This window comes from Vagococcus xieshaowenii (assembly GCF_004792515.1).
In the GTDB taxonomy this organism is placed as follows: domain Bacteria; phylum Bacillota; class Bacilli; order Lactobacillales; family Vagococcaceae; genus Vagococcus_A; species Vagococcus_A xieshaowenii.
The window spans coordinates 1,228,062-1,248,641 of record NZ_CP038865.1 but is presented as its reverse complement, the minus strand read 5'-3'; the positions used below and the strand labels follow the sequence as shown (position 1 = coordinate 1,248,641).

17 protein-coding genes are annotated in these 20,580 nt (G+C 34.8%); all 17 read left to right on the top strand.

Annotated features, from left to right (window positions below):
• Nucleotides 1–4: 4 nt before the first annotated feature.
• Nucleotides 5–1,699 (top strand): tape measure protein, encoded by a 1,695-nt coding sequence (locus E4Z98_RS05990; RefSeq protein WP_135253342.1) that lies wholly within the window; start codon nucleotides 5–7, stop codon nucleotides 1,697–1,699.
• Between the two features lie 2,272 nt (nucleotides 1,700–3,971).
• On the top strand, nucleotides 3,972–4,100 hold the full coding sequence (locus E4Z98_RS10255) for a hypothetical protein (protein WP_280529203.1): 129 nt from the start codon (nucleotides 3,972–3,974) through the stop codon (nucleotides 4,098–4,100).
• 361 nt (nucleotides 4,101–4,461) lie between these two features.
• Nucleotides 4,462–5,046, top strand: a complete 585-nt coding sequence (locus E4Z98_RS05985) for a PBECR4 domain-containing protein (RefSeq protein WP_135253341.1) — start codon at nucleotides 4,462–4,464, stop codon at nucleotides 5,044–5,046.
• A gap of 231 nt (nucleotides 5,047–5,277) precedes the next feature.
• Nucleotides 5,278–5,619, top strand: a complete 342-nt coding sequence (locus E4Z98_RS05980) for a cysteine desulfurase (protein ID WP_135253340.1) — start codon at nucleotides 5,278–5,280, stop codon at nucleotides 5,617–5,619.
• 155 nt (nucleotides 5,620–5,774) lie between these two features.
• Nucleotides 5,775–6,902: a tRNA 2-thiouridine(34) synthase MnmA gene (mnmA, locus tag E4Z98_RS05975; protein ID WP_135253339.1), complete on the top strand. Its 1,128-nt coding sequence runs from the start codon at nucleotides 5,775–5,777 to the stop codon at nucleotides 6,900–6,902.
• Nucleotides 6,903–7,093: 191 nt separating this feature from the next.
• Nucleotides 7,094–7,285 carry a hypothetical protein gene (locus tag E4Z98_RS05970; protein WP_135253338.1) on the top strand — a complete coding sequence of 64 codons (192 nt, stop codon included), beginning with the start codon at nucleotides 7,094–7,096 and terminating at the stop codon, nucleotides 7,283–7,285.
• 275 nt (nucleotides 7,286–7,560) lie between these two features.
• Nucleotides 7,561–8,328: a Fe-S cluster assembly ATPase SufC gene (gene sufC / locus E4Z98_RS05965; RefSeq protein ID WP_135253337.1), complete on the top strand. Its 768-nt coding sequence runs from the start codon at nucleotides 7,561–7,563 to the stop codon at nucleotides 8,326–8,328.
• Nucleotides 8,329–8,340: 12 nt separating this feature from the next.
• The gene (gene sufD, locus E4Z98_RS05960; RefSeq protein WP_135253336.1) at nucleotides 8,341–9,624 is read left to right on the top strand and encodes a Fe-S cluster assembly protein SufD; all 1,284 of its coding nucleotides are present in this window, start codon (nucleotides 8,341–8,343) and stop codon (nucleotides 9,622–9,624) included.
• A 1-nt stretch (nucleotide 9,625) separates the two neighbouring features.
• Nucleotides 9,626–10,861, top strand: coding sequence for a cysteine desulfurase (locus E4Z98_RS05955; RefSeq protein ID WP_135253335.1), 1,236 nt, complete (start codon nucleotides 9,626–9,628; stop codon nucleotides 10,859–10,861).
• Complete coding sequence (gene sufU / locus E4Z98_RS05950; protein WP_135253334.1) at nucleotides 10,848–11,324, top strand: Fe-S cluster assembly sulfur transfer protein SufU; 477 nt, start codon at nucleotides 10,848–10,850, stop codon at nucleotides 11,322–11,324. The genes E4Z98_RS05955 and sufU overlap by 14 nt, the downstream gene beginning before the upstream one ends.
• 5 nt (nucleotides 11,325–11,329) lie before the next feature.
• On the top strand, nucleotides 11,330–12,724 hold the full coding sequence (gene sufB, locus E4Z98_RS05945; RefSeq protein WP_135253333.1) for a Fe-S cluster assembly protein SufB: 1,395 nt from the start codon (nucleotides 11,330–11,332) through the stop codon (nucleotides 12,722–12,724).
• 440 nt (nucleotides 12,725–13,164) lie between these two features.
• A complete protein-coding gene (locus E4Z98_RS05940) occupies nucleotides 13,165–13,998 on the top strand; it encodes a PRD domain-containing protein (protein ID WP_135253332.1) in 834 nt (277 codons plus the stop codon).
• Complete coding sequence (locus tag E4Z98_RS05935) at nucleotides 13,998–15,860, top strand: beta-glucoside-specific PTS transporter subunit IIABC (RefSeq protein ID WP_241856674.1); 1,863 nt, start codon at nucleotides 13,998–14,000, stop codon at nucleotides 15,858–15,860. Before E4Z98_RS05940 ends, E4Z98_RS05935 begins: the two co-directional genes overlap by 1 nt.
• Nucleotides 15,861–15,870: 10 nt before the next feature.
• Complete coding sequence (locus E4Z98_RS05930) at nucleotides 15,871–17,307, top strand: glycoside hydrolase family 1 protein (RefSeq protein WP_135253330.1); 1,437 nt, start codon at nucleotides 15,871–15,873, stop codon at nucleotides 17,305–17,307.
• Between the two features lie 20 nt (nucleotides 17,308–17,327).
• Complete coding sequence (locus E4Z98_RS05925) at nucleotides 17,328–18,512, top strand: amidohydrolase (protein WP_135253329.1); 1,185 nt, start codon at nucleotides 17,328–17,330, stop codon at nucleotides 18,510–18,512.
• Between the two features lie 369 nt (nucleotides 18,513–18,881).
• Nucleotides 18,882–19,241: a DUF2620 domain-containing protein gene (locus E4Z98_RS05920; protein WP_135253328.1), complete on the top strand. Its 360-nt coding sequence runs from the start codon at nucleotides 18,882–18,884 to the stop codon at nucleotides 19,239–19,241.
• A 22-nt stretch (nucleotides 19,242–19,263) separates the two neighbouring features.
• The gene (locus E4Z98_RS05915; protein WP_135253327.1) at nucleotides 19,264–20,580 is read left to right on the top strand and encodes a YhfT family protein; all 1,317 of its coding nucleotides are present in this window, start codon (nucleotides 19,264–19,266) and stop codon (nucleotides 20,578–20,580) included.

Genomic DNA, 20,580 nt, shown 5'->3' with positions numbered 1-20,580 from the left:
TAGAATGGCAGAAAGCTTCACAGTCGAAGCGATATTATCGGCAACAGATAAAAGTTTTAGTAAGACGTTTAACACCGCTGAGCAATCAATGAGCGGACTACAAGGCAATACCAAGAAGTTTGGAACATCGGTTATGGATGTTGTGAAAGGCGCAGGAGTATTTAAAGTATTAGATAAAAGCATAAACTTAGTTACAAGTTCTGTAGGCGGAGCAATCCAACGATTTGATACATTAAATAAATATCCTACAGTAATGAAAAGCTTAGGTTATTCAGCGGATGATGTTAAGAAGTCTATGAAGTCTCTAGATAAAGGGATTGAGGGGTTACCAACTACCATGGATGAGATTATATCGGGAGCCCAAAAACTCTCAATTTCATCGGGTAGTTTGGATAAAGGAACTGATTACGTAATAGCCTTTAATAATGCTATGTTAGCTGGTGGAGCAAGTACACAATCAGCAAGCGGAGCATTAACACAGTTTGCCCAATCATTAGGTAAAGGCGTAATTCAAGGAGAAGAATTTAATTCGATTGCGGATGCCTCACCATTATTAATATCAAAAGTAGCGGATGCAATGGGATATGGGGCACAAGGTACAGCGCAATTAAAAGAAGCGTTATCTCAAGGTAAAGTAACCGCCCAAGAGTTCGCAGATACAATGGTAATGCTGAATGATGGCACGGGTGGTTTTGATGAACTAGCAAGAAAAAATTCTAAAGGAATTGAAACATCATTTAAAAATATCAGAACATCGGTAACAAAGGGCATAGGTGGCATTTTAAACGCTATTAATGAGTCATTAGGTGGAACGGATGAAATCAACGTCATAGCGCAATACATAGACAAAATGAAACCATTGGTAGATAGTTTCTTTAGTAAGGTAGCTGATAAAGTGCCTTTAGCTGTTAATGTGATAAAAGATTTTACTGATAAGATCATTAAGTTATCCCCGCTTATTGTAATGGTTAGTAGCGGATTGCTAGCAATGAAAGGCTATTTCGTAGCGTTAAGCGTGATAGGAACAGTAACTAAACTTGTAAAAGGTTTAAATACAGCATTTACCATCTTATCTACAGTAGGTCTTAAAACCACAATTACGATGATTACAGGCTTTATGGGTCCAGTCGGTTGGATAATCACACTTATCGGAGCATTAACCGCAGGAGTTATCTATTTATGGAAAACAAACGAGAACTTTAGAAATGCTATTAAAAATATTTGGGCAGGTATCAAAAATATGTTCTCGAGTACGATTGATAGCATTGTAGGGCTATTCGATAAGATGGCTGATATTGACTTAATGGAAGCCGGACGAGCGATTATAGACGGTTTCTTAAGAGGTTTAAAAGCAGGATATGAGAAAGTTCAAAACTTCATCGGTGGTATTGCTGATTGGATAGCAGAACATAAAGGTCCTATATCGTACGATAAAAAACTGTTAATTGATAATGGTATGTCTATTATGTATGGATTGGATAAAGGTATCTCAAACGGCTTTGATGATGTTATGAACAATGTAAACGGAATGGCGCAAAACATTCAAGGTAGTTTTTCAAATCCGCAAAACTTAACAGGCACATCAAAAACAAGTGGCGTGATTAACTTAAACTTAGGTGGTCGCAACTATCAAGCGTTCGTTGATGATATTAATAATGTTAGCGGTGCTACAGCAGACTTATATCTACAATCAACATAATTTTAAGCACGTTCTTCGGAGCGTGTTTTTTGTGGGGTGGTCGAAAAATCGGCAGGCTAGAAAGAAATGTAATAATACAGGTAATTTAACCTATACTACAAACTACTACTTTGAGATGGTGGAAAAAGGCGGAATATTATTTTGATTTAGTATGCCAAGAAATGCCAAGGTTTTCTGAGGTAGTTAATAAAGGTGTATTTCCGTTTTTTCCGTCCTTAAAAAGAGATGCTTTTAATTTATTAGGCTAGTAAATGCTAGTAATCTTTTTTAGGTTAAACAATTATTCAGATAGTTACAGATAGTTACAGACAGTTTTAAGAGGGTTTTCGCTCAAACTGTCTGATTGAAAAACGTTGTTATACCAATATCTATAACTATAGTTTTCTTATTTCAGATAGTTAAGATAGTTATTTATAAAAAGTAAAGTAAATAATATAAATATAAAAATATATAAAAGAATAGGGTTTTTGGCAAAACTGTCTGAAATGCAAATTTGGAAGTGTCACAAAGCTTAGAGAGAGTAAGCGTCACGGCACACAGACAGTTTAGCCAAACTATCTTATGAAAATGTGGAATTTGTTGGAAGTTGATTATTTTAATCTAAAAAAAATATAAACAGTTTAGCCGTTCTAATCGGTTACAAAACATGGTTACAGAATTAATAGACATATAACCACATTGTGTCGGCTCTTACTCTCTCAAGGGATACAGCGTTTTTGAAAAGTTACAAAAAAGGTTACAAAAGTCAGAAAATAACCAAAATTGAAAATAAAAAGGTAAAAATCCTGTAACTGTAACCATCTTGTAACCAGTTTTGTAACCTCTGTATCCCTTGATACATAAGGGTTTTAGACCAAAAGTTACAAAGTTACACCTAGTAAATAGAGAATACTTAAATATATAAAAAAAATCTCTATATCCTATTTTTTGTAACTTTAGGATACAGAGATATGGATTTGTTCGATTCGTTACTGATAGTATACCATTTTTGGAAGGTAAGCTCAACATGAAATTAAATAGTGGGATATGGATATATAAGGTTACAGCCGAATGGTTTACTCAGGTATAACTATCAACAAACCGTTTGAAAATATTCTTAATGTACTAAATTAGGGACAGTTGGAGGGTTAGTGGAGAGTTTAAACGCAAACCCTCCCTGTTATAAACCGTTGATACTATTGGGTTTCTAATACCTTAGGGATAGTAGGGATACTTATTTATAAAGATTAAAGTAAATAATATAAATATAAAAATATATAAAAGAATAGGGTTTTGCGGTAAACCCTCCAAAACTATCCCTAAAAAGTGGGTTGAGTCTTACGGAGAGTAAGCGTGGAGGGTTTGAGCAAACTGTCCCTGTTTTGAGGTGAATTATGAAGTTATGAGATGGCTGTAATGTTAAATCATAGAAAAATAGCATCTCTAATCTAACAAATCGGACACCCTAAAAAAGTAGTTGCTATTAGTTGCTTTAGGTGCAGGAGATGGCAAACACAAATAACGGCTAATCTTTTTTAAACTGAGCATTATAGCAAACAGTAGGACTAAACAAAAGTGTGGGATCATATCTAATTTAGGGGTGTGAACACTGTTCATAACCTAGACTAAGAATTGCTTAGTACAGGGATAGCGTGAAAAGTAATGTATCCTAATTGATGAAACGAGGATACCGAAATTTTCGGTGCTGTTATAAATAGGGGTTGCGGAAAACTACGCAGGGTTATAGGAAAAGCCAAAAGTGGCGTGTCCTAATTGAAGAAACGATGATAGCGCAAAAATGCGCAGTCCTAAGTGAAGTTGTCTAGTTTTGGACAGGCTAAGGAGCGAAACAATGTTTCTAACCTTCTGAATGGAACTACTAATACATGCAGGTAAGACCTGATGGAACAATTAATTACCTCAGATACCTAATAGGAACATTATTCCTATCAGATACATAACAGGGTTACAATTTGTATCTTTGTATAGATACCTGAAACGTACATTATACGTATTAGATACCACTCGGATGTTAAAGCTGATACGAACATTATTCTTATCAGATACCACTCGTACAATTAATACGATTCGCAAAAGGTTGCGAAAGTTGTTCTTAGCCTTTAACACGTTAACAAGCTGTTGCAAACAATCCTTGCATGAGGTTATAAGCTGAATAGCGTAATGTGTAACGCAGGTATTCCCCATAAGTGGGGAAAATTAAATTCTGCCAGTTGTGGCAGAAACATATCAGAAGGCAGGTCGAAATAATCGACTTAGTTGTTATTCGCCATAAGTGGAGAAAACAGCCGTTGCCATAAGTGGCAATGATTTAACCAAGCCAAAAATGGACTGGTTAGCCGAAGCCAAAAATGGACTGGGCGCAAAAACACAGCTGATTGACTTGGTAGAAAATATCTACTAAGTGTATTAAGTTAAAGTGAGTACAATTGAGGTATAACAAGCATGAAATAGTAGGTTTTGGAGTTGTTATTATGTAAAGTAATCGAAACTAGTATATTGACTATTTTTGTAATAAATGGTATATTTTTGTTGAAGAAGCAAACTTCTTCTTTTTGGTAAGTTAAACTTACCTCACAACATTTATTAAATTAATATGTGTGTTCGATTTAATCGAAGACTTGATAGTTGGTACGTCAAGTTGCCTGAAGGAGGCCTAGTAACCTTTCGGAAGTCCCAACAGGAGACGCATCCTGTTCGTACCATACGTATGATAATAATTGCCCTTCTATTTTTAGAAGGGTATTTTTTTTAGGGAGAGACTAATGGAATCGTTGCCTACCAACCACAAAGAAGTTATAGTAATCGAATCACTACCAACAGATTATAAAGATGTTAGATTAATAGACATTTTACAAGACTACGAATGTAATTTTCATGGTAAAACCTGCTTAATAAGGACTAATTATTCTGAATTAAAAGAATTTAAGGTTGCGTTTTTTATAGATGGATTACCACATTTATTAGGGTTGCACTATGTTAGTAAGAATAAAAGCGGTACAAAGATACTAGATGAAATTAGAAGATATAAAATGACCTCGTCAAGCATAATGAAGCATCATAATTTTGGGCCACAAGATATTAAGAATCGAATCATGTTATATTCGTTCTTGTATGAAGTGTTTTTAGACCAAAGTGTAAAAGTTTGTATACCTATGGACCATGCTAACCCTAACCCTATGAAATTGGATTGTGTATTTACAAGAATGGGAACAAAAGAAGAAATAGTTCTAGGTCTTAAGAGAGCGAAAGAAGATGGTATATTTAAACCTGCTACCTTACATTCCAATAAGAAGGCTAAATATACTTTGATGAAACGATCTAAAGTAATAAGCATAGAATGGGAATAAAATAAACCGCCATCTCTGACGGTTAATCTTGCTCAGGTCTAAATAAGTTTTTGAATACGATAATGAATACGGTTTTGAATACGGATAGTTTATTTTAGTTTATAACTAATTTTGCTAAATGTTGATAAATCAACGCTAGTTTATACTAGTTTCTACTATATAATATACCTAAAAGTTACACAGATAAATTGTCTATAATAGAAATATAAAAAGAGTTGAGGAGTGACGAACATGGCATTTGAGCAAACAACAGCAGTATTAGGTTCACCTGTTCAATACAAAATGAGCCCCCAAGCGAAACGATATACGTTTAAAGATTTAGGTTTTACAGAAACTAAACAAGGTAATTTACAATTTGATCGCGCCTTAGATATGACCGTGAGCAAAACTGGCCCTCGTTTTAAAATAACGGTTGCTAAAGATTTAGCCACATTTAAAATGAGTGTGACCACACCAAATGGTTTAAAACAAATTAATATTTTTGAAAAAGAAGAACACGCTGAATTACGTCAAAATTTAGAATATATGCTAAATGAGATGGTAAATAGAGACTGCTTTGAAGTAGTGGAATAATTGGTAGCCCATGAAGATCTATTCTTCGTGGGTTTTTATTTTATTAACAATCAAAACGTGCATTTTTTCAGCAAACAGTATATAATGGGTTGACTGAAATTTCCGACCTTCAAATCAGATAGTTTCAGAATCTAGAAGAAATGATGGTGATAAACATGACAGACAACAGCAAGATTCGTGTCGTTGTCGGCATGAGTGGCGGAGTGGATTCTTCCGTTACGGCTCTACTATTAAAAGAACAAGGATATGACGTAGTAGGGATTTTTATGAAAAACTGGGACGACACTGACGAAAACGGTGTGTGTACCGCAACTGAGGATTATAAGGATGTGGCAAAAGTTGCCAACCAAATTGGGATTCCTTATTATTCAGTAAACTTTGAAAAAGAATATTGGGATCGTGTGTTTGAATACTTCTTGGCTGAATATCGTGCTGGACGTACGCCAAATCCTGATGTGATGTGTAACAAAGAAATTAAATTTAAAGCCTTTTTAGACTATGCGATGGAATTAGGGGCTGATTACGTGGCAACAGGTCACTACGCACGTGTTGTTCGCGATGAAAATGGCGTGTCACACATGTTACGTGGCGTTGACAATAATAAAGACCAAACATATTTCTTGAGCCAACTTTCTCAAGAACAATTAAGCAAAACCATGTTTCCATTAGGTCATTTACAAAAGCCAGAAGTACGTGAAATAGCTGAACGTGCAGGGCTAGCAACGGCTAAGAAAAAAGATTCAACGGGAGTATGCTTTATCGGTGAGAAAAACTTTAAAGAGTTCTTAAGTAACTATTTACCAGCAACTCCAGGTAATATGGTGACAGAAGATGGTGAAGTGAAAGGGCAACATGCTGGCCTAATGTACTACACAATCGGTCAACGTCAAGGACTTGGTATTGGCGGTGGTGGTGCCTCAAATGAACCATGGTTCGCTATTGGCAAAGAATTAGCAACGAATACGTTAATCGTTGGACAAGGATTCCATCACCCGACGCTGTATTCAACCCATTTAGATGCCAGTGAGATTCATTTTACTCAAGATAATTGGACGCAAAAAGAATTCAAATGTACAGCTAAGTTCCGCTATCGTCAACAAGATATCGGTGTGACGGTGCAACTAGATGACCAAAACCCAACCAAAGCACGTGTGATGTTTGATGAGCCAGTACGTGCCATTACACCAGGACAAGCAGTTGTCTTTTATGATGGCGAAGAATGTTTAGGTGGCGGTATGATAGACTTGGCTTATGATGGAGAAAAATTACAACAATATATTTAAAGAAATAGTAAAACGACCTATGTTTCTAGTCAAATGACAGAACATAGGTTTTTTTATTGTTAAAAAATGGTAAGAAATCGGTAAAAAATTAGTAGAAAATCATCTAAAAATCTAGAAACTAATGACAAAATGTTTGTTATGAATTATAATAATCCTCGGTTGTTTATTTGAAGGAAAAGGAAGGGAAAGCAGTGTTAAAGAGAAAAAGTACGGTACTCGGTATTATCCAAAAAAACTCTAAGTACCTAAGCATTGTGGAACGCTATAAAATCTATCAATTCAATAAAAAAGTCAATGATAAAGAATACTGTAACCGTGCGACTGAAAAACACTCACGTGGCGTTTCAAGCTTGCATAATGACTGGTCTAAATTATTTGATTAATAACATATTTAATTAAGAAGAATAACTATTTAAGAACAAAGATGTATGGCAATGGTCCATATGTCTTTTTTTATTTTGTAAAAATTAAAAACTAAAGCACTTTCATGTCTATCAACAGTTTATAATGATTATTATCTAGAAACACCCCTGTTTTTAGGCGAAAGCCTTAAAATTACAATGTTTTGAGCGTTCAATCATTGAATTTCATTTTCAATTAAGATACAATTAGTTGTATCACAATGATAAAATATAGTGACAATGGAGGGAAATAATACATGGCAGTTTTAGAAATAAAAGATTTGCATGTTAGCATAGAAGATAAAGAAATATTAAAAGGTGTTAACTTAGTTATTAACACAAATGAAATTCACGCTATCATGGGACCTAACGGAACGGGTAAATCAACATTATCAGCCGCTATTATGGGGCACCCAAACTATGAAGTAACCCAAGGGGAAGTCTTATTAGACGGAGTTAACCTATTAGAGTTAGAAGTTGATGAACGTGCACGTGCTGGTGTCTTTTTAGCAATGCAATACCCAAGTGAAATTCCTGGTATCACAAACGCAGAATTCATGCGTGCGGCAATGAACTCAGGTAAAGAAGATGAAGATAAAATTTCTGTTATGGATTTCATCACAAAATTAGATGAAAAAATGGCATTATTAGACATGTCTGAAGAAATGGCAGAACGTTATTTAAATGAAGGATTCTCAGGTGGCGAGAAAAAACGTAACGAAATTTTACAATTATTAATGTTAGAGCCAACATTCGCTATTTTGGATGAAATTGACTCAGGTTTAGATATTGATGCGCTTAAAGTGGTATCAAAAGGGATTAACGAAATGCGTGGAGAAAACTTTGGTGCGTTAATTATTACCCATTACCAACGCTTATTAAACTACATTACACCAGACGTGGTTCACATCATGATGGATGGACGTGTCGTTAAAACAGGCGATGCTGATTTAGCACGTCGTTTAGAAGCAGAAGGTTATGCAGGTATTAGCGCTGAATTAGGAATCGAATTAACTGAAGAATAAGGAGTGACAAAAATGACAGATACTATCAAACAAACGTATCTTGATCAGGTCAAAGCATTCTCAGTTAAGCAAGGTGAACCTGAATGGATGTTAAATCACCGTTTAGTCGCTTTGGATAAAATCGATGAATTAGCTTTACCTGTAATTGAACGTGTCAAAATGCATCGTTGGGACTTAACAGACATGCGTGGCTGGGAACCAACGGATTCTACAGATGAAACAGAAATCGTAGTAGATGAAAAAACAAACCCAACATTAGTACAAGCGTATAATCAAACATTAATGGCTCATTTACCAGAAGAGTTATCGGCCAAAGGGGTTATCTTTACAGATATCTTTACAGCAATGAACGAACATGCTGATTTAGTTAAAGAAGCGTATATGACATTAGCCGTTAAATATGACGAAGATCAATTAACAGCGTTTCACGCTGCGTTCATGAATAGTGGGATGTTCTTATATGTTCCTCGTAATGTAGCAATTGAAGAGCCTGTTGAAGCAGTCTTCTATCAGTTCGCTGATTCAATCGCTAACTTCACGCATCATGTGTTAGTTTTAGCTGATGAGAATAGCCAAGTGACTTACCTAGAACGTTACGAAACAATTGGTGAAGGTAGTGCTAAAGCTATCGGTAACATTGTTGTAGAAGTAGTAGCTAAGCAAGGGGCACAAGTGAAATTCTCAGCGATTGATCAATTAGGCGAATCAACTAATACGTATATGAATCGTCGTGCACATATCATGCGTGATGCGTCAGTTGACTGGGCGATTGGGGTCCTAAATGATGGTAATGTGGTCGCAGACTTTGATTCAGATTTAGTTGGACAAGGGGCACATTCTGAAGTAAAAGTGGTCGCGTTGAGTGCTGGGCGCCAAATTCAAGGAATTGACACACGCGTGACTAACTATGCGCCACATTCAGTTGGACATATTTTACAACATGGTGTCATTCGTGAACGTGGGACATTAACTTTTAACGGAATTGGTCATATTATTAAAGGAGCAGTGGGCGCTGATGCACAACAAGAAAGTCGTGTGATGATGTTATCAGACAAAGCACGTGGTGATGCTAACCCAATTCTTTTAATTGATGAGAACGAAGTAACCGCAGGACATGCAGCCAGTGTTGGTCGCGTAGATCCTGAAGAGATGTACTACTTAATGAGTCGTGGTTTAGAAAAAATGGAAGCAGAACGTTTAGTCATTCGTGGTTTCTTAGGCAGTGTATTAACCGAAATTCCTGTCAAAGATGTACGTGATGAACTAGCTGACGTGATTGAAAGGAAGTTAATGTAGAATGAAAGCTATTGATAAATTGCGCGAAGATTTTCCTATTCTATTTCAAGAAGTGAATGATGAACCATTGATTTATCTTGATAATGCAGCAACCACTCAAAAACCTAAGCAAGTGTTAGAAGCGTTAAATCAGTACTATCAACAAGATAATGCCAACGTTCATCGTGGGGTTCATACGTTAGGTGAGCGTGCAACTTCTGCATATGAAGGGGCACGTGAGAAAGTCCGCCAGTTTATCCAGGCCCATTCTACAAAAGAAATTCTTTTTACACGAGGCACAACAACTAGTCTAAACTGGGTTGCAAGAAGTTTTGGTGATCAATTTGTTGAAGCAGGCGATGAAATTGTGATTTCTTATATGGAACATCACTCGAATATCGTGCCGTGGCAACAATTGGCAAAACGTAAAGGCGCCATTCTTAAATATATCGCGTTAACCTCTGAAGGAGAACTTGATATGAACGATGCGCGTGAAAAAATCACCAATAAAACAAAAATTGTTTCACTGGCACATGTCTCTAATGTGTTAGGTGTAACAACGCCTATCAAAGAACTTGTTCAACTAGCACATGAAGTGGAGGCTATTATGGTAGTTGATGGCGCTCAAGCTGTTCCCCACATGCCTGTTAATGTCCAAGAATTAGACGTAGATTTTTATGCCTTTAGTGGGCATAAAATGTGTGGACCGACAGGAATCGGTGTCTTATATGGCAAACAACATTGGTTAGAAAAAATCGAACCGATTGAGTTTGGTGGCGAGATGATTGATTTTGTGTACGAACAAGATAGCACGTGGGCTGAATTACCTTACAAATTTGAGGCAGGCACACCTAATATCGCAGGTGCGATAGGATTGGGAGCTGCTATCGATTATTTGACAGCATTAGACATGAGCCAAATTCATGCTTATGAACAAGCTATTGTTGAATACGTCTTGCCTAAGCTTCAAGCAATTGAAGGGGTGAGTGTTTACGGCCCTTCAACGACCGCTAATCATAGTGCTGTCTTATCATTCAATATTGACGGCGTTCACCCTCATGACGTAGCGACTGCGATGGATATGCAGGGAGTAGCGGTTCGAGCAGGGCATCATTGCGCGCAACCTTTATTGAGCTATTTAGAGGTTAAGGCGACCGCTCGTGCCAGTTTTTATTTTTACAATACATTAGAAGAAGCAGATAAATTTATAGACGCAGTGATTGCTACAAAGGAGTTTTTCAACCATGGGATTATCTAGATTAGACATGCTATATCGACAAGTTGTTTTGGACCACTCAAATAGTCCGCGACATTACGGGTTATCTGAAGATATGACGCATCAGTTGGAGTTAAATAATCCAACATGCGGCGATGTGATCACCTTGCAATTAAAAATTGAAGAGGATCGTGTCGTTGATGCGCGTTTTGCCGGAAGTGGCTGTTCAATTTCAATGGCAAGTGCCAGTATGATGACAGAAGTAGTTATTGGCAAAACAGAAAAAGAAGCCATGGCATTAGCCGAGGATTTCTCTGAATTAGTCCAAGGTAAAGAAGTAGCTAATATTCAAGCATTAGGCGACGCCAGTCTATTAAAAGGTGTCTCAAAATTCCCAGCGCGTATTAAATGCGCAACGTTGGCTTGGAAAGCGTTAGAGCGAGGCATTATTGAAAAAGAAGCCGCAACAACTGCTGAACAATCACATTGCGAAGAGAAGGAGTGAAGACAATGACGGATGTACCTGTAGTTGGCGATTACCAATTTGGTTTTCGTGATGATGTCAAACCTGTCTATACAACAGGTAAAGGACTAAGTGAAGAAATTGTACGTGAAATTTCACGTGTTAAAAATGAGCCAGAATGGATGCTTGATTTCCGTTTACGTTCATTAGAAGCATTTAATAACATGGCGATGCAAGAGTGGGGACCTGATTTATCAGATATCGACTTTGATGCGATTACCTATTACAAAAAATCAAGTAACAATCCAGCGCGTGATTGGGAAGATGTTCCAGAAAAAATAAAAGAAACCTTCGAGCGTTTAGGGATTCCAGAAGCTGAACAAAAGTATTTGTCAGGTGCTTCAGCGCAGTATGAATCAGAAGTGGTATACCACAATATGAAAGAAGAATTTGAGAAGATGGGTGTAGTATTTACAGACACAGATTCAGCGTTAAAAGAATATCCAGATTTATTCAAAGAATACTTCTCAAAATTAGTTCCGCCAACGGATAATAAACTAGCAGCACTTAATTCAGCTGTATGGTCAGGTGGAACCTTTATCTATGTACCTAAAGGCGTTAAAGTGGAAGTACCATTACAAACTTACTTCCGTATTAACGACGAAAACATGGGACAATTTGAACGTACATTAATTATCGTTGATGAGGGCGCAAGTGTGCATTATGTAGAAGGCTGTACGGCACCTACCTATTCAACGAATAGTTTACATGCGGCGATTGTTGAAATCTTTACGTTGAAAGACGCTTATTGTCGTTACACAACGATTCAAAACTGGTCAGATAACGTCTACAACTTAGTTACAAAACGTGCGCGTGCAATGGAAAACGCAACAGTTGAATGGATTGATGGTAACATTGGTGCCAAAACAACAATGAAATACCCAAGTGTTCAACTTAATGGCCGTGGGGCTCGTGGTACGATGTTAACAGTGGCCTTTGCGAATAAAGGACAAATCCAAGATACTGGTGCTAAAATGATTCATAACGCACCAAATACGTCTAGTTCGATTGTTTCTAAATCAATCGCACGTGGCGGTGGGGAAGTAAACTACCGTGGACAAGTAACATTTGGTAAAGAAAGCCAAGGATCAATCTCACATATCGAATGTGATACGATTATCATGGATAACTTATCGAAATCAGATACGATTCCATTTAATGAAATTCATAACAGCCAAGTCGCTTTAGAACATGAAGCGAAAGTCTCAAAAATCTCTGAAGAACAATTGTACTACTTGATGAGCCGAGGTTTATCAGAAGAACAAGCAACCGAGATGATTGTCATGGGATTCGTTGAACCATTCACCAAAGAATTACCGATGGAATATGCGGTGGAATTAAATCGATTGATCTCATATGAGATGGAAGGTAGTGTAGGTTAATTTCTAAATAAGCTATAAACGTTGTTAAATCAGAATTTATAGCTTATTTTTTTTGCCTAAAATTACTTTGGATACGCCCTTTGATACATTTGAGTTATATATTTTTAATATAGGGTGTGTCCATTAATAGCTAGTATTATAAATTCTAAGGGTGTAAGAGTTTATTTATTATAGATTAAAAATCGATTATTACTCACACAATTTCTAATTTAACAATCGAATCTTCAGATCAAATAACCCATTAGTTTTTAAACAATCTGTTTACTTTCTTAAAAATACCCGTTATAATGATTTATATAAATAATAAATATTAAATATCATTATCTTTTTGTAGGATAGTAATTGCAAATGCAAGCTGGACCTATTTAGATAAGAGCAACACAAGATTTCTTTGTGTGCTTTTTTCTAGATAGGTCTCTTTTTTTTGAAAGGAGGTTATCATGAGAATCAAAAAGAAGCTAAATAATAATGCGGTTGTAACTATTGATGAATTAGGAAATGAGGTGATTTATACAGGAGTTGGAATTGGTTGGGAGAGAAAAGTTGGAGATCCTGTTGATATCGAAAAAGCAGAAAAAAAATTTACTATTGATAATGATGAAATCAGAAACAAACTACAACATATCTTGGTAGACGTTCCATTAGAAATATTTGATTTGGTTGATAATATAGTCTCGTTATTAAGAGGTAGTTATGGACTTGAAGTTAGTGATACATTATATGTGACATTATCAGACCATTTAACAATGTTACTTAAAAGGAAAGAAATTAATCTATTGATCGACAATCCGATGTTATTCGAAATTAAAAATTTTTATCAAAAAGAGTTTAGTATTGCATTGGATATTTTAGATTTAGTTAATGCTACTCTAGAATGTGATTTTAATGAAGATGAAGCAGGTTTTATTACTTGGCATATAATTACAGCAACTACAAGTTTGGATTTTTATAATGTTCATAAATCCACGAGGCTGATGAATGCAATATTAAATATTATCAAATACCATTTTGAATTAAACTATGATGAAAATTCAATATATTATCAAAGATTTATTACACACCTGAAATTTTTTACAATCCGAGTAATGAATAGTGAAGAATCAACTGAAAAATTTAATGATTTGGCAGAAGTAATTCAAGAAAAATACAAAGAAGCATACTCTTGTGTAGAAAAAATATCCAAATTTATAGAAGAGGAATATTCATATAAAGCAAATCAAGATGAAAAAATATATTTAACACTGCATGTTCAAAGAATATTAGATAAGGAGTAATGAATATGACGAATGAAGAACTAGCAAAAAAAATAATTGTTAATGTTGGTGGGGAAGAAAATGTTTCTAGTGTATATAATTGTGCAACTAGATTGAGATTTATATTAAAAGATAAAAGTAAGTTTAATATTGAAGAATTACATAATGTTAAAGGAATAGTAGGTGTTGTTCAAGCAAATGAAGAGTCTCAAGTAATTATAGGACCAAAAGTAGAAGAAATATTAAGAGAAATAACCAAGCAATATTCAGGAATAAATGATGGTGAATCTAAAAATTCGTCAAAACAAAATGAAGAAAAAAATATTTTTGCGAAAATGTTAGACGCTTTAATTGGAATTTTTGCTCCATTAGTTCCAGCTTTAGCCGGAGCTGGTATGGTAAAAGCTGTTCTAGCTGTAATGGTATTAGCAGGTATGTCTAAAGAAACTCAAAACTACTATATATTGAATTTGATTTCAGATTCAGTTTATTATTTTATGCCAATGTTGTTAGCGGTTTCAGCTGCTAAAAGATTTAGGACTAATCAATACTTTGCTCTTGCTATTGCTGGGGTATTACTACATCCCAATTTTACAGCTTTAGTGACGGAACAAACACCTACTCATTTCTTTAGTATGCCAATTACACTGGTAAACTATGCTTCTACAGCCGTACCAATTATTCTTTGTGTTTGGTTTATGTCATATGTTGAGAGATTTGCAGAGAAAGTTAGTCCTAATATTATTAAAGCGTTACTTAAACCGCTATTAGTATTATTAATTACTGCTCCAGTTTCTCTTATTGTCATTGGGCCAATAGGAACCTGGTTAGGAAATATCTTGTCAGGAGGGATTAACTTCCTGGATGGACATGCTGGATGGTTGGTTCCAACTGTTTTAGGTGCAACAATGCCATTGCTTGTTTCGATAGGTATGCATGTTTCTTTAACGCCTTTAGTTCAATTATCTTTAGCTTCAAAAGGATATGAAACAATCACAGGACCTGCTATGTTAGCAAGTAATATTTCACAAGGTGGGGCTTCATTAGCAGTTGCTTTAAAGACTAAGAATAAAGAGCGAAGACAACTTGCCTTATCATCTGGAATTACTGCCTTGTGTGGTATTACAGAGCCAGCCTTATATGGTGTAACAATGCCGCTAAAACGTCCACTAATTGCTGTAATGATTTCAGGTGGTGTTGCTGGTCTATATGCTGGTATTACGGGAGTAGTTAGAATTAGCTTTGGCTCTCCTGGGTTCCCAACTTTACCAGTCTTTATTACAGAAGACCCTAAAAATCTGATTAATGCTCTTATTACTATGGCAATTGCTTTAGTTCTATCTTTTGTACTTACTTATATTTTAGGGTTTGAAGATGGACAAGAAGAGTTAGTTGATATGAAAGGCAATGAAACAGATACAGAAGTTACTACAAAAGAAATTGATAGTGTTGTAGAAGGTACTGTTGTACCATTAGAACAATCAGGTGATCAAACATTTGCTTCTGGAGTGTTGGGTAAAGGCATTGCTATAGTTCCTAATGATAATAATTTTTACGCACCTGTATCGGGTAAAGTCTCTATGTTATATGAAACGGGACATGCAATAGGAATTCTAACAGATGATGGAGTAGAGCTCTTGATTCATATTGGAATTGATACAGTAAAACTACAAGGAAAATATTTTGATGTTAAGGTTAAAAAAAATCAAAATATAAAAGTCGGAGATCTACTAGTAACAATTGATAAAGAAAAGATTGAAAGTTTAGGTTATAGCCTAACTACACCAGTCATAGTTCTTAATTCTGATAAATACCTTGATGTAATTGAAACCAAGGAAACTTACGTTTATCCAAAAGAAAAGCTTTTAACAATTATAAAATAGGAGTGTTAATATGATTAAAAAATTTCCAGATAGTTTTTTATGGGGTGGCGCAACGGCAGCTAATCAATATGAAGGTGCCTATAATGTTGATGGTAAAGGATTGGCTACATCTGATTTGTTAACAGCAGGGACAGTTGATTGCCCGAGAAGGATTACTAAAAAAGTTGAGAATAATGTCAATTATCCTAGTCATGAAGCAGTAGATTTTTATCATAGATATAAAGAAGATATAGCTTTATTTGCTGAAATGGGCTTCAAAACATTTCGATTTTCAATCGCTTGGAGTCGGATTTTTCCTACGGGACTTGAAGAGAAACCAAATGAAGAAGGTTTAAAATTTTATGATAAAGTGATAGCAGAATTAAAAAAATATAATATAGAGCCTCTAGTGACTATCTCGCATTATGAACCACCATATGAGTGTACCAAAGAATTTAATTCATGGGAAAGTAGAAGAATGATAGATAGTTATATGAGGTTTGCTACGACTATTATGGAACGTTATAAAAATGATGTTCGCTATTGGATTACTTTTAATGAAATTAATGCCTTAATGAGACCTATAGGTGCTTATTTAGAAGCGGGAATGTTAGTAGATGATACCGGAGTTTTTAATAATACAGAGGTAGATAGTAGACAGTTAAGATTTCAAGCTTTACACCATCAATTTGTTGCAAGTGCTAGGGTAGTTGAACTAGGAAAAGAAATAAATAATAAATTTCAATTTGGTTGTATGATAACTTATCATTGTAATTATCCATATACGTGTGATCCTCAGGATGTATTTTTAGCACAACAAGAAGATCAAATGGGAAATTTTTATTGTTCAGATGTTCAGGTAAGAGGAGAATATCCATATTATGCCAAACGTTATTGGAAGGATAATAATATAACTATTAATATGGAGCCTGAAGATTTAAAAATAATAAAAAGAGGGACGGTTGACTTCTATTCAATGTCTTATTATCAGCCAACTACTGTTTCTTCTAAAGATGAAGGGTTAGAAACAGTTTATGGAAACATTGTTGGGGGAATAAAAAACCCTTATTTAGAAGCTAGTGAATGGGGATGGGAAATAGATCCACTAGGTTTACGATATTCATTGAATAATATTTATAGTCGTTATCAAATTCCAATAATGGTGGTTGAAAATGGACTAGGAGCTAAAGATGAATTTATTAACGGAACGGTTCAAGATGATTACCGAATTTCTTATTTAAATGATCATATAAACGCTATGTGGGAAGCTATTCAAGATGGAGTAGATTTAATTGCCTTTACGTCTTGGGGTTGCATAGATCTTGTTAGTGCATCAACAGGTGAAATGGAAAAAAGATATGGCTTTATTTATGTAGATAAAGATAATGAAGGAAAAGGAACACTGGATAGATTTAGAAAAAAATCTTTTTATTGGTACCAAGATGTAATTAAAAATAATGGTTTGTAATACAGAAAGTAGGAGGCTGTATGAATAACTACATTAATAAATTTCTTGAAGATAATGAGAAAAAAATGATTTCTATTAGACGCTATTTACATGAAAATCCAGAACTATCATTTAATGAATTTCAAACATCTAATTATATTTATGATTATTATTCGACCAAAGATTGTTTAGTTGAAAAGGATCCGAATAGTAACGGGATTGTAGTAACAATAAATGGACAAAAACCAGGAAATGTTATTGGAATTAGAGCAGATTTTGATGCGCTAGCTATACTAGAAGAAACAGGATTATCCTTTTCATCAAAAAATAATGGAGTAATGCATGCGTGTGGTCATGATGGCCATACCGCGTACTTAATGGTGCTAGCAGAAGCACTAATTACTTATAAAGATAAGTGGAATGGAACAATTAAAATTATTCATCAAGCAGCTGAAGAAATACCACCGGGCGGTGCACAATCAATTATTAATTCAGGGCTAGTTGACGATGTGGATTTTTTTATTGGAGCACATTTGTGGAGTTTATTACCATTAGGCACTATTTCATGTACTCCAGGTAGTATAATGACTAGACGTGATCATTTTAGTGTTCTCTTTAAAGGGTGCGGAGGTCATGGAAGTGCTCCTCATTTAGCAAAAGATACTAATTTGGCAGTTGCTTTTTTTCAGACAGCTGTTCAATCAATTATTAGTAGAAGAGTTGACCCTTTGGAACCTGCAACATTAACAATTGGAAGTGTAGAAGGCTCTGGAAGTTTTAATGTGATTCAAGAAACTGTCAAAATTTGTGGTGATATTCGAACTTTTAATAGCGCTACAAGCAAAAAAATTAAAGAAGAATTTGTTCGAATATTAAAAGGTATTTCGATAATGTTTGATATTGAATTTGAACTTGATTATAATCATGATTATGAAGAGGTATATAACGATCCAATAAAAATGAGTGATGTCACTAACATAATAAGAGACATTAATATATCAAATCACATTAATATATTGACTGATTATAGAGTTACTGCTTCGGAAGATTTTTGTTACTATCGAACAATTGCCCCGAGTTGTTTCTTGCTAGTTGGAGCCAAGCCAGAAAATGAAATTGGCTATCCTCACCATCATCCCAAATTTAATATTGATGAAGGTAGTCTTTTATTAATATCTCAAGTGATAGGCGAGATAGTTTTAAAATTAATGGAAAAAGTTGATTAAAATATATAAATTATATAATCTTCATATGAATTTGATTTTAATAGACATATTAATCTTATTATTTCAAATAACATCTTTACTAATACTTCAATGAAAGACAGTATGGTTTAATTTTACTATAGCCAAAAACATTATTACTTCAATGTTATTGGCTATTTATTATTGATTAATTGTAATTAGTTACGTTTTAGATTAATGCTACAATAAAAATTATAGGTTAATTCTACTATTAGTAAATTATTTATTATTACAATAGTTTCTTTTGAAAAGGCTTGCAAAAAAATAAAATATTGATATAATGAACGTGTAATGATGTTATTTCAAACATCAATGTACAAAAAAATGTATATTAAGAAAGAGGGATTATTTATGAAGAAAATTGTAATTGGTGGTCAAATCGATAAAGAAGAGGTAAAAAATCTTGTTGAAAAATATTCTGAAGGAAGATTTGAAATCGAAGTTAAAAGTGATCTTGACGCGGCCATGGCAGTAAAAAATGGTCAAGCTGACTATTATTTAGGTGCTTGTAATACAGGTGGTGGTGGTGCCTTAGCCATGGCGTTAGCATTGCTAGGACATGATAATTGTGTAACTGTTTCAATGCCAGGAAATGTGATGTCTGAAGATGATATTAGAGCTCAAATCAAATCTGGAAAAAGAGCATTTGGTTTTACTGCGCAACATAAAGATATCGTTATACCAATCATTATTGATGAGCTTGGTAAATAAAAATAAGGAATAGGTGAAACAAATGACGTCTACGAAAATTATTGAGTTAATCGCCATTGCACTCTTAGGTGGTATGAGTTCGATATTAGCGAACAAGGGTATTGCCGTTTTTAATGATGGCTTAAGACCGATTGTTCCTGAATTTTTAGAAAAAAAGATTGGTAAGAAAGAATTAGCAGCAACAAGTTTTGCACTAAGTTTTGGTTTAGTAATTGGTTTTGGTATTCCTGTTTCAATTGGTGCTTCAATCCTATTAGTTCATAGTGTCTTGTTGATGACGGATATTATTGGTTCATGGGCTCCAGAAGGTAAAAAGGGATTAGTGATATCGGGGATTGTAGGTGCTATCTATGGTGTAGCTTTAGTACTTGGTTTACAAGCAGTTGTTGATTTATTTGCTAAAATGCCAGTAAACTTTATTGATTCATTATCTCAAGTTGGATCACCAGTAGTCATTTCTTTTAGTATTTTTCCAGCGGTAGCGGTAGCTAGTCAACACGGCTTTAAGAAAGGTGCAATTTCATTTATTGCCACATTGTTAACATTATTTGCTGTTAAGCAATATGGTACATTTAATCTTGCAAATGGTGCGTCTTTAACTTTAAGTGCAGAAGGAATGTCATTACTCGTTGGAATGATTTTCATGATCTACTATGCTATTAAAGTAAAAGGTGATGGTAGTAATTCAAATGAAAGTTTAGTAAGTGTATTCTTAGAACGTGTTAATAGAATTAAACGTAATTGGATTTGGTTATCATTGATGGGTGGACTGGTTTCGGCAGCATCTAGTCTATTAATTATTGCAGGGGATCCTATTTCTCTTAACTTGTTATCTGAAGGTAAATACAGTGAGGCTGCATTAGCGGCTTTTGCTCGTGGAATTGGATTTATTCCTTTAGTATTTTCAACAGCTATTGTTACAGGTGTGTATAGCCCAGCTGGTACAACGTTTGTTTTTGTAATTGGTATTTTATTAAAAGATAATCCGATTTTAGCCTTTATAGTGGGTGCGTTAGCAATGTTTATTGAAGTTCAACTGTTATCATTGATGGCAAAAGCATTGGATAAATTCCCAGGTATTAGAGAAATGGGAGAACATATAAGAACCTCTATGAATAAAGTTTTAGAAGTTGCTTTATTAATTGGTGGCGCAATGGCTTCAGAGTCGATTGCACCGGGAATTGGTTATTTCTGGGTTATTGGGTTACTGTTGCTAAATAGAAAAGCTAAAAAACCAGTTGTTGATTTAGCAGTGGGACCTATTGCTGCAATTACTTTGGGTATTATTGTAAATATATTAAACTTGATTGGTTTATTTACCCCAGTAGTTGGTGGATAA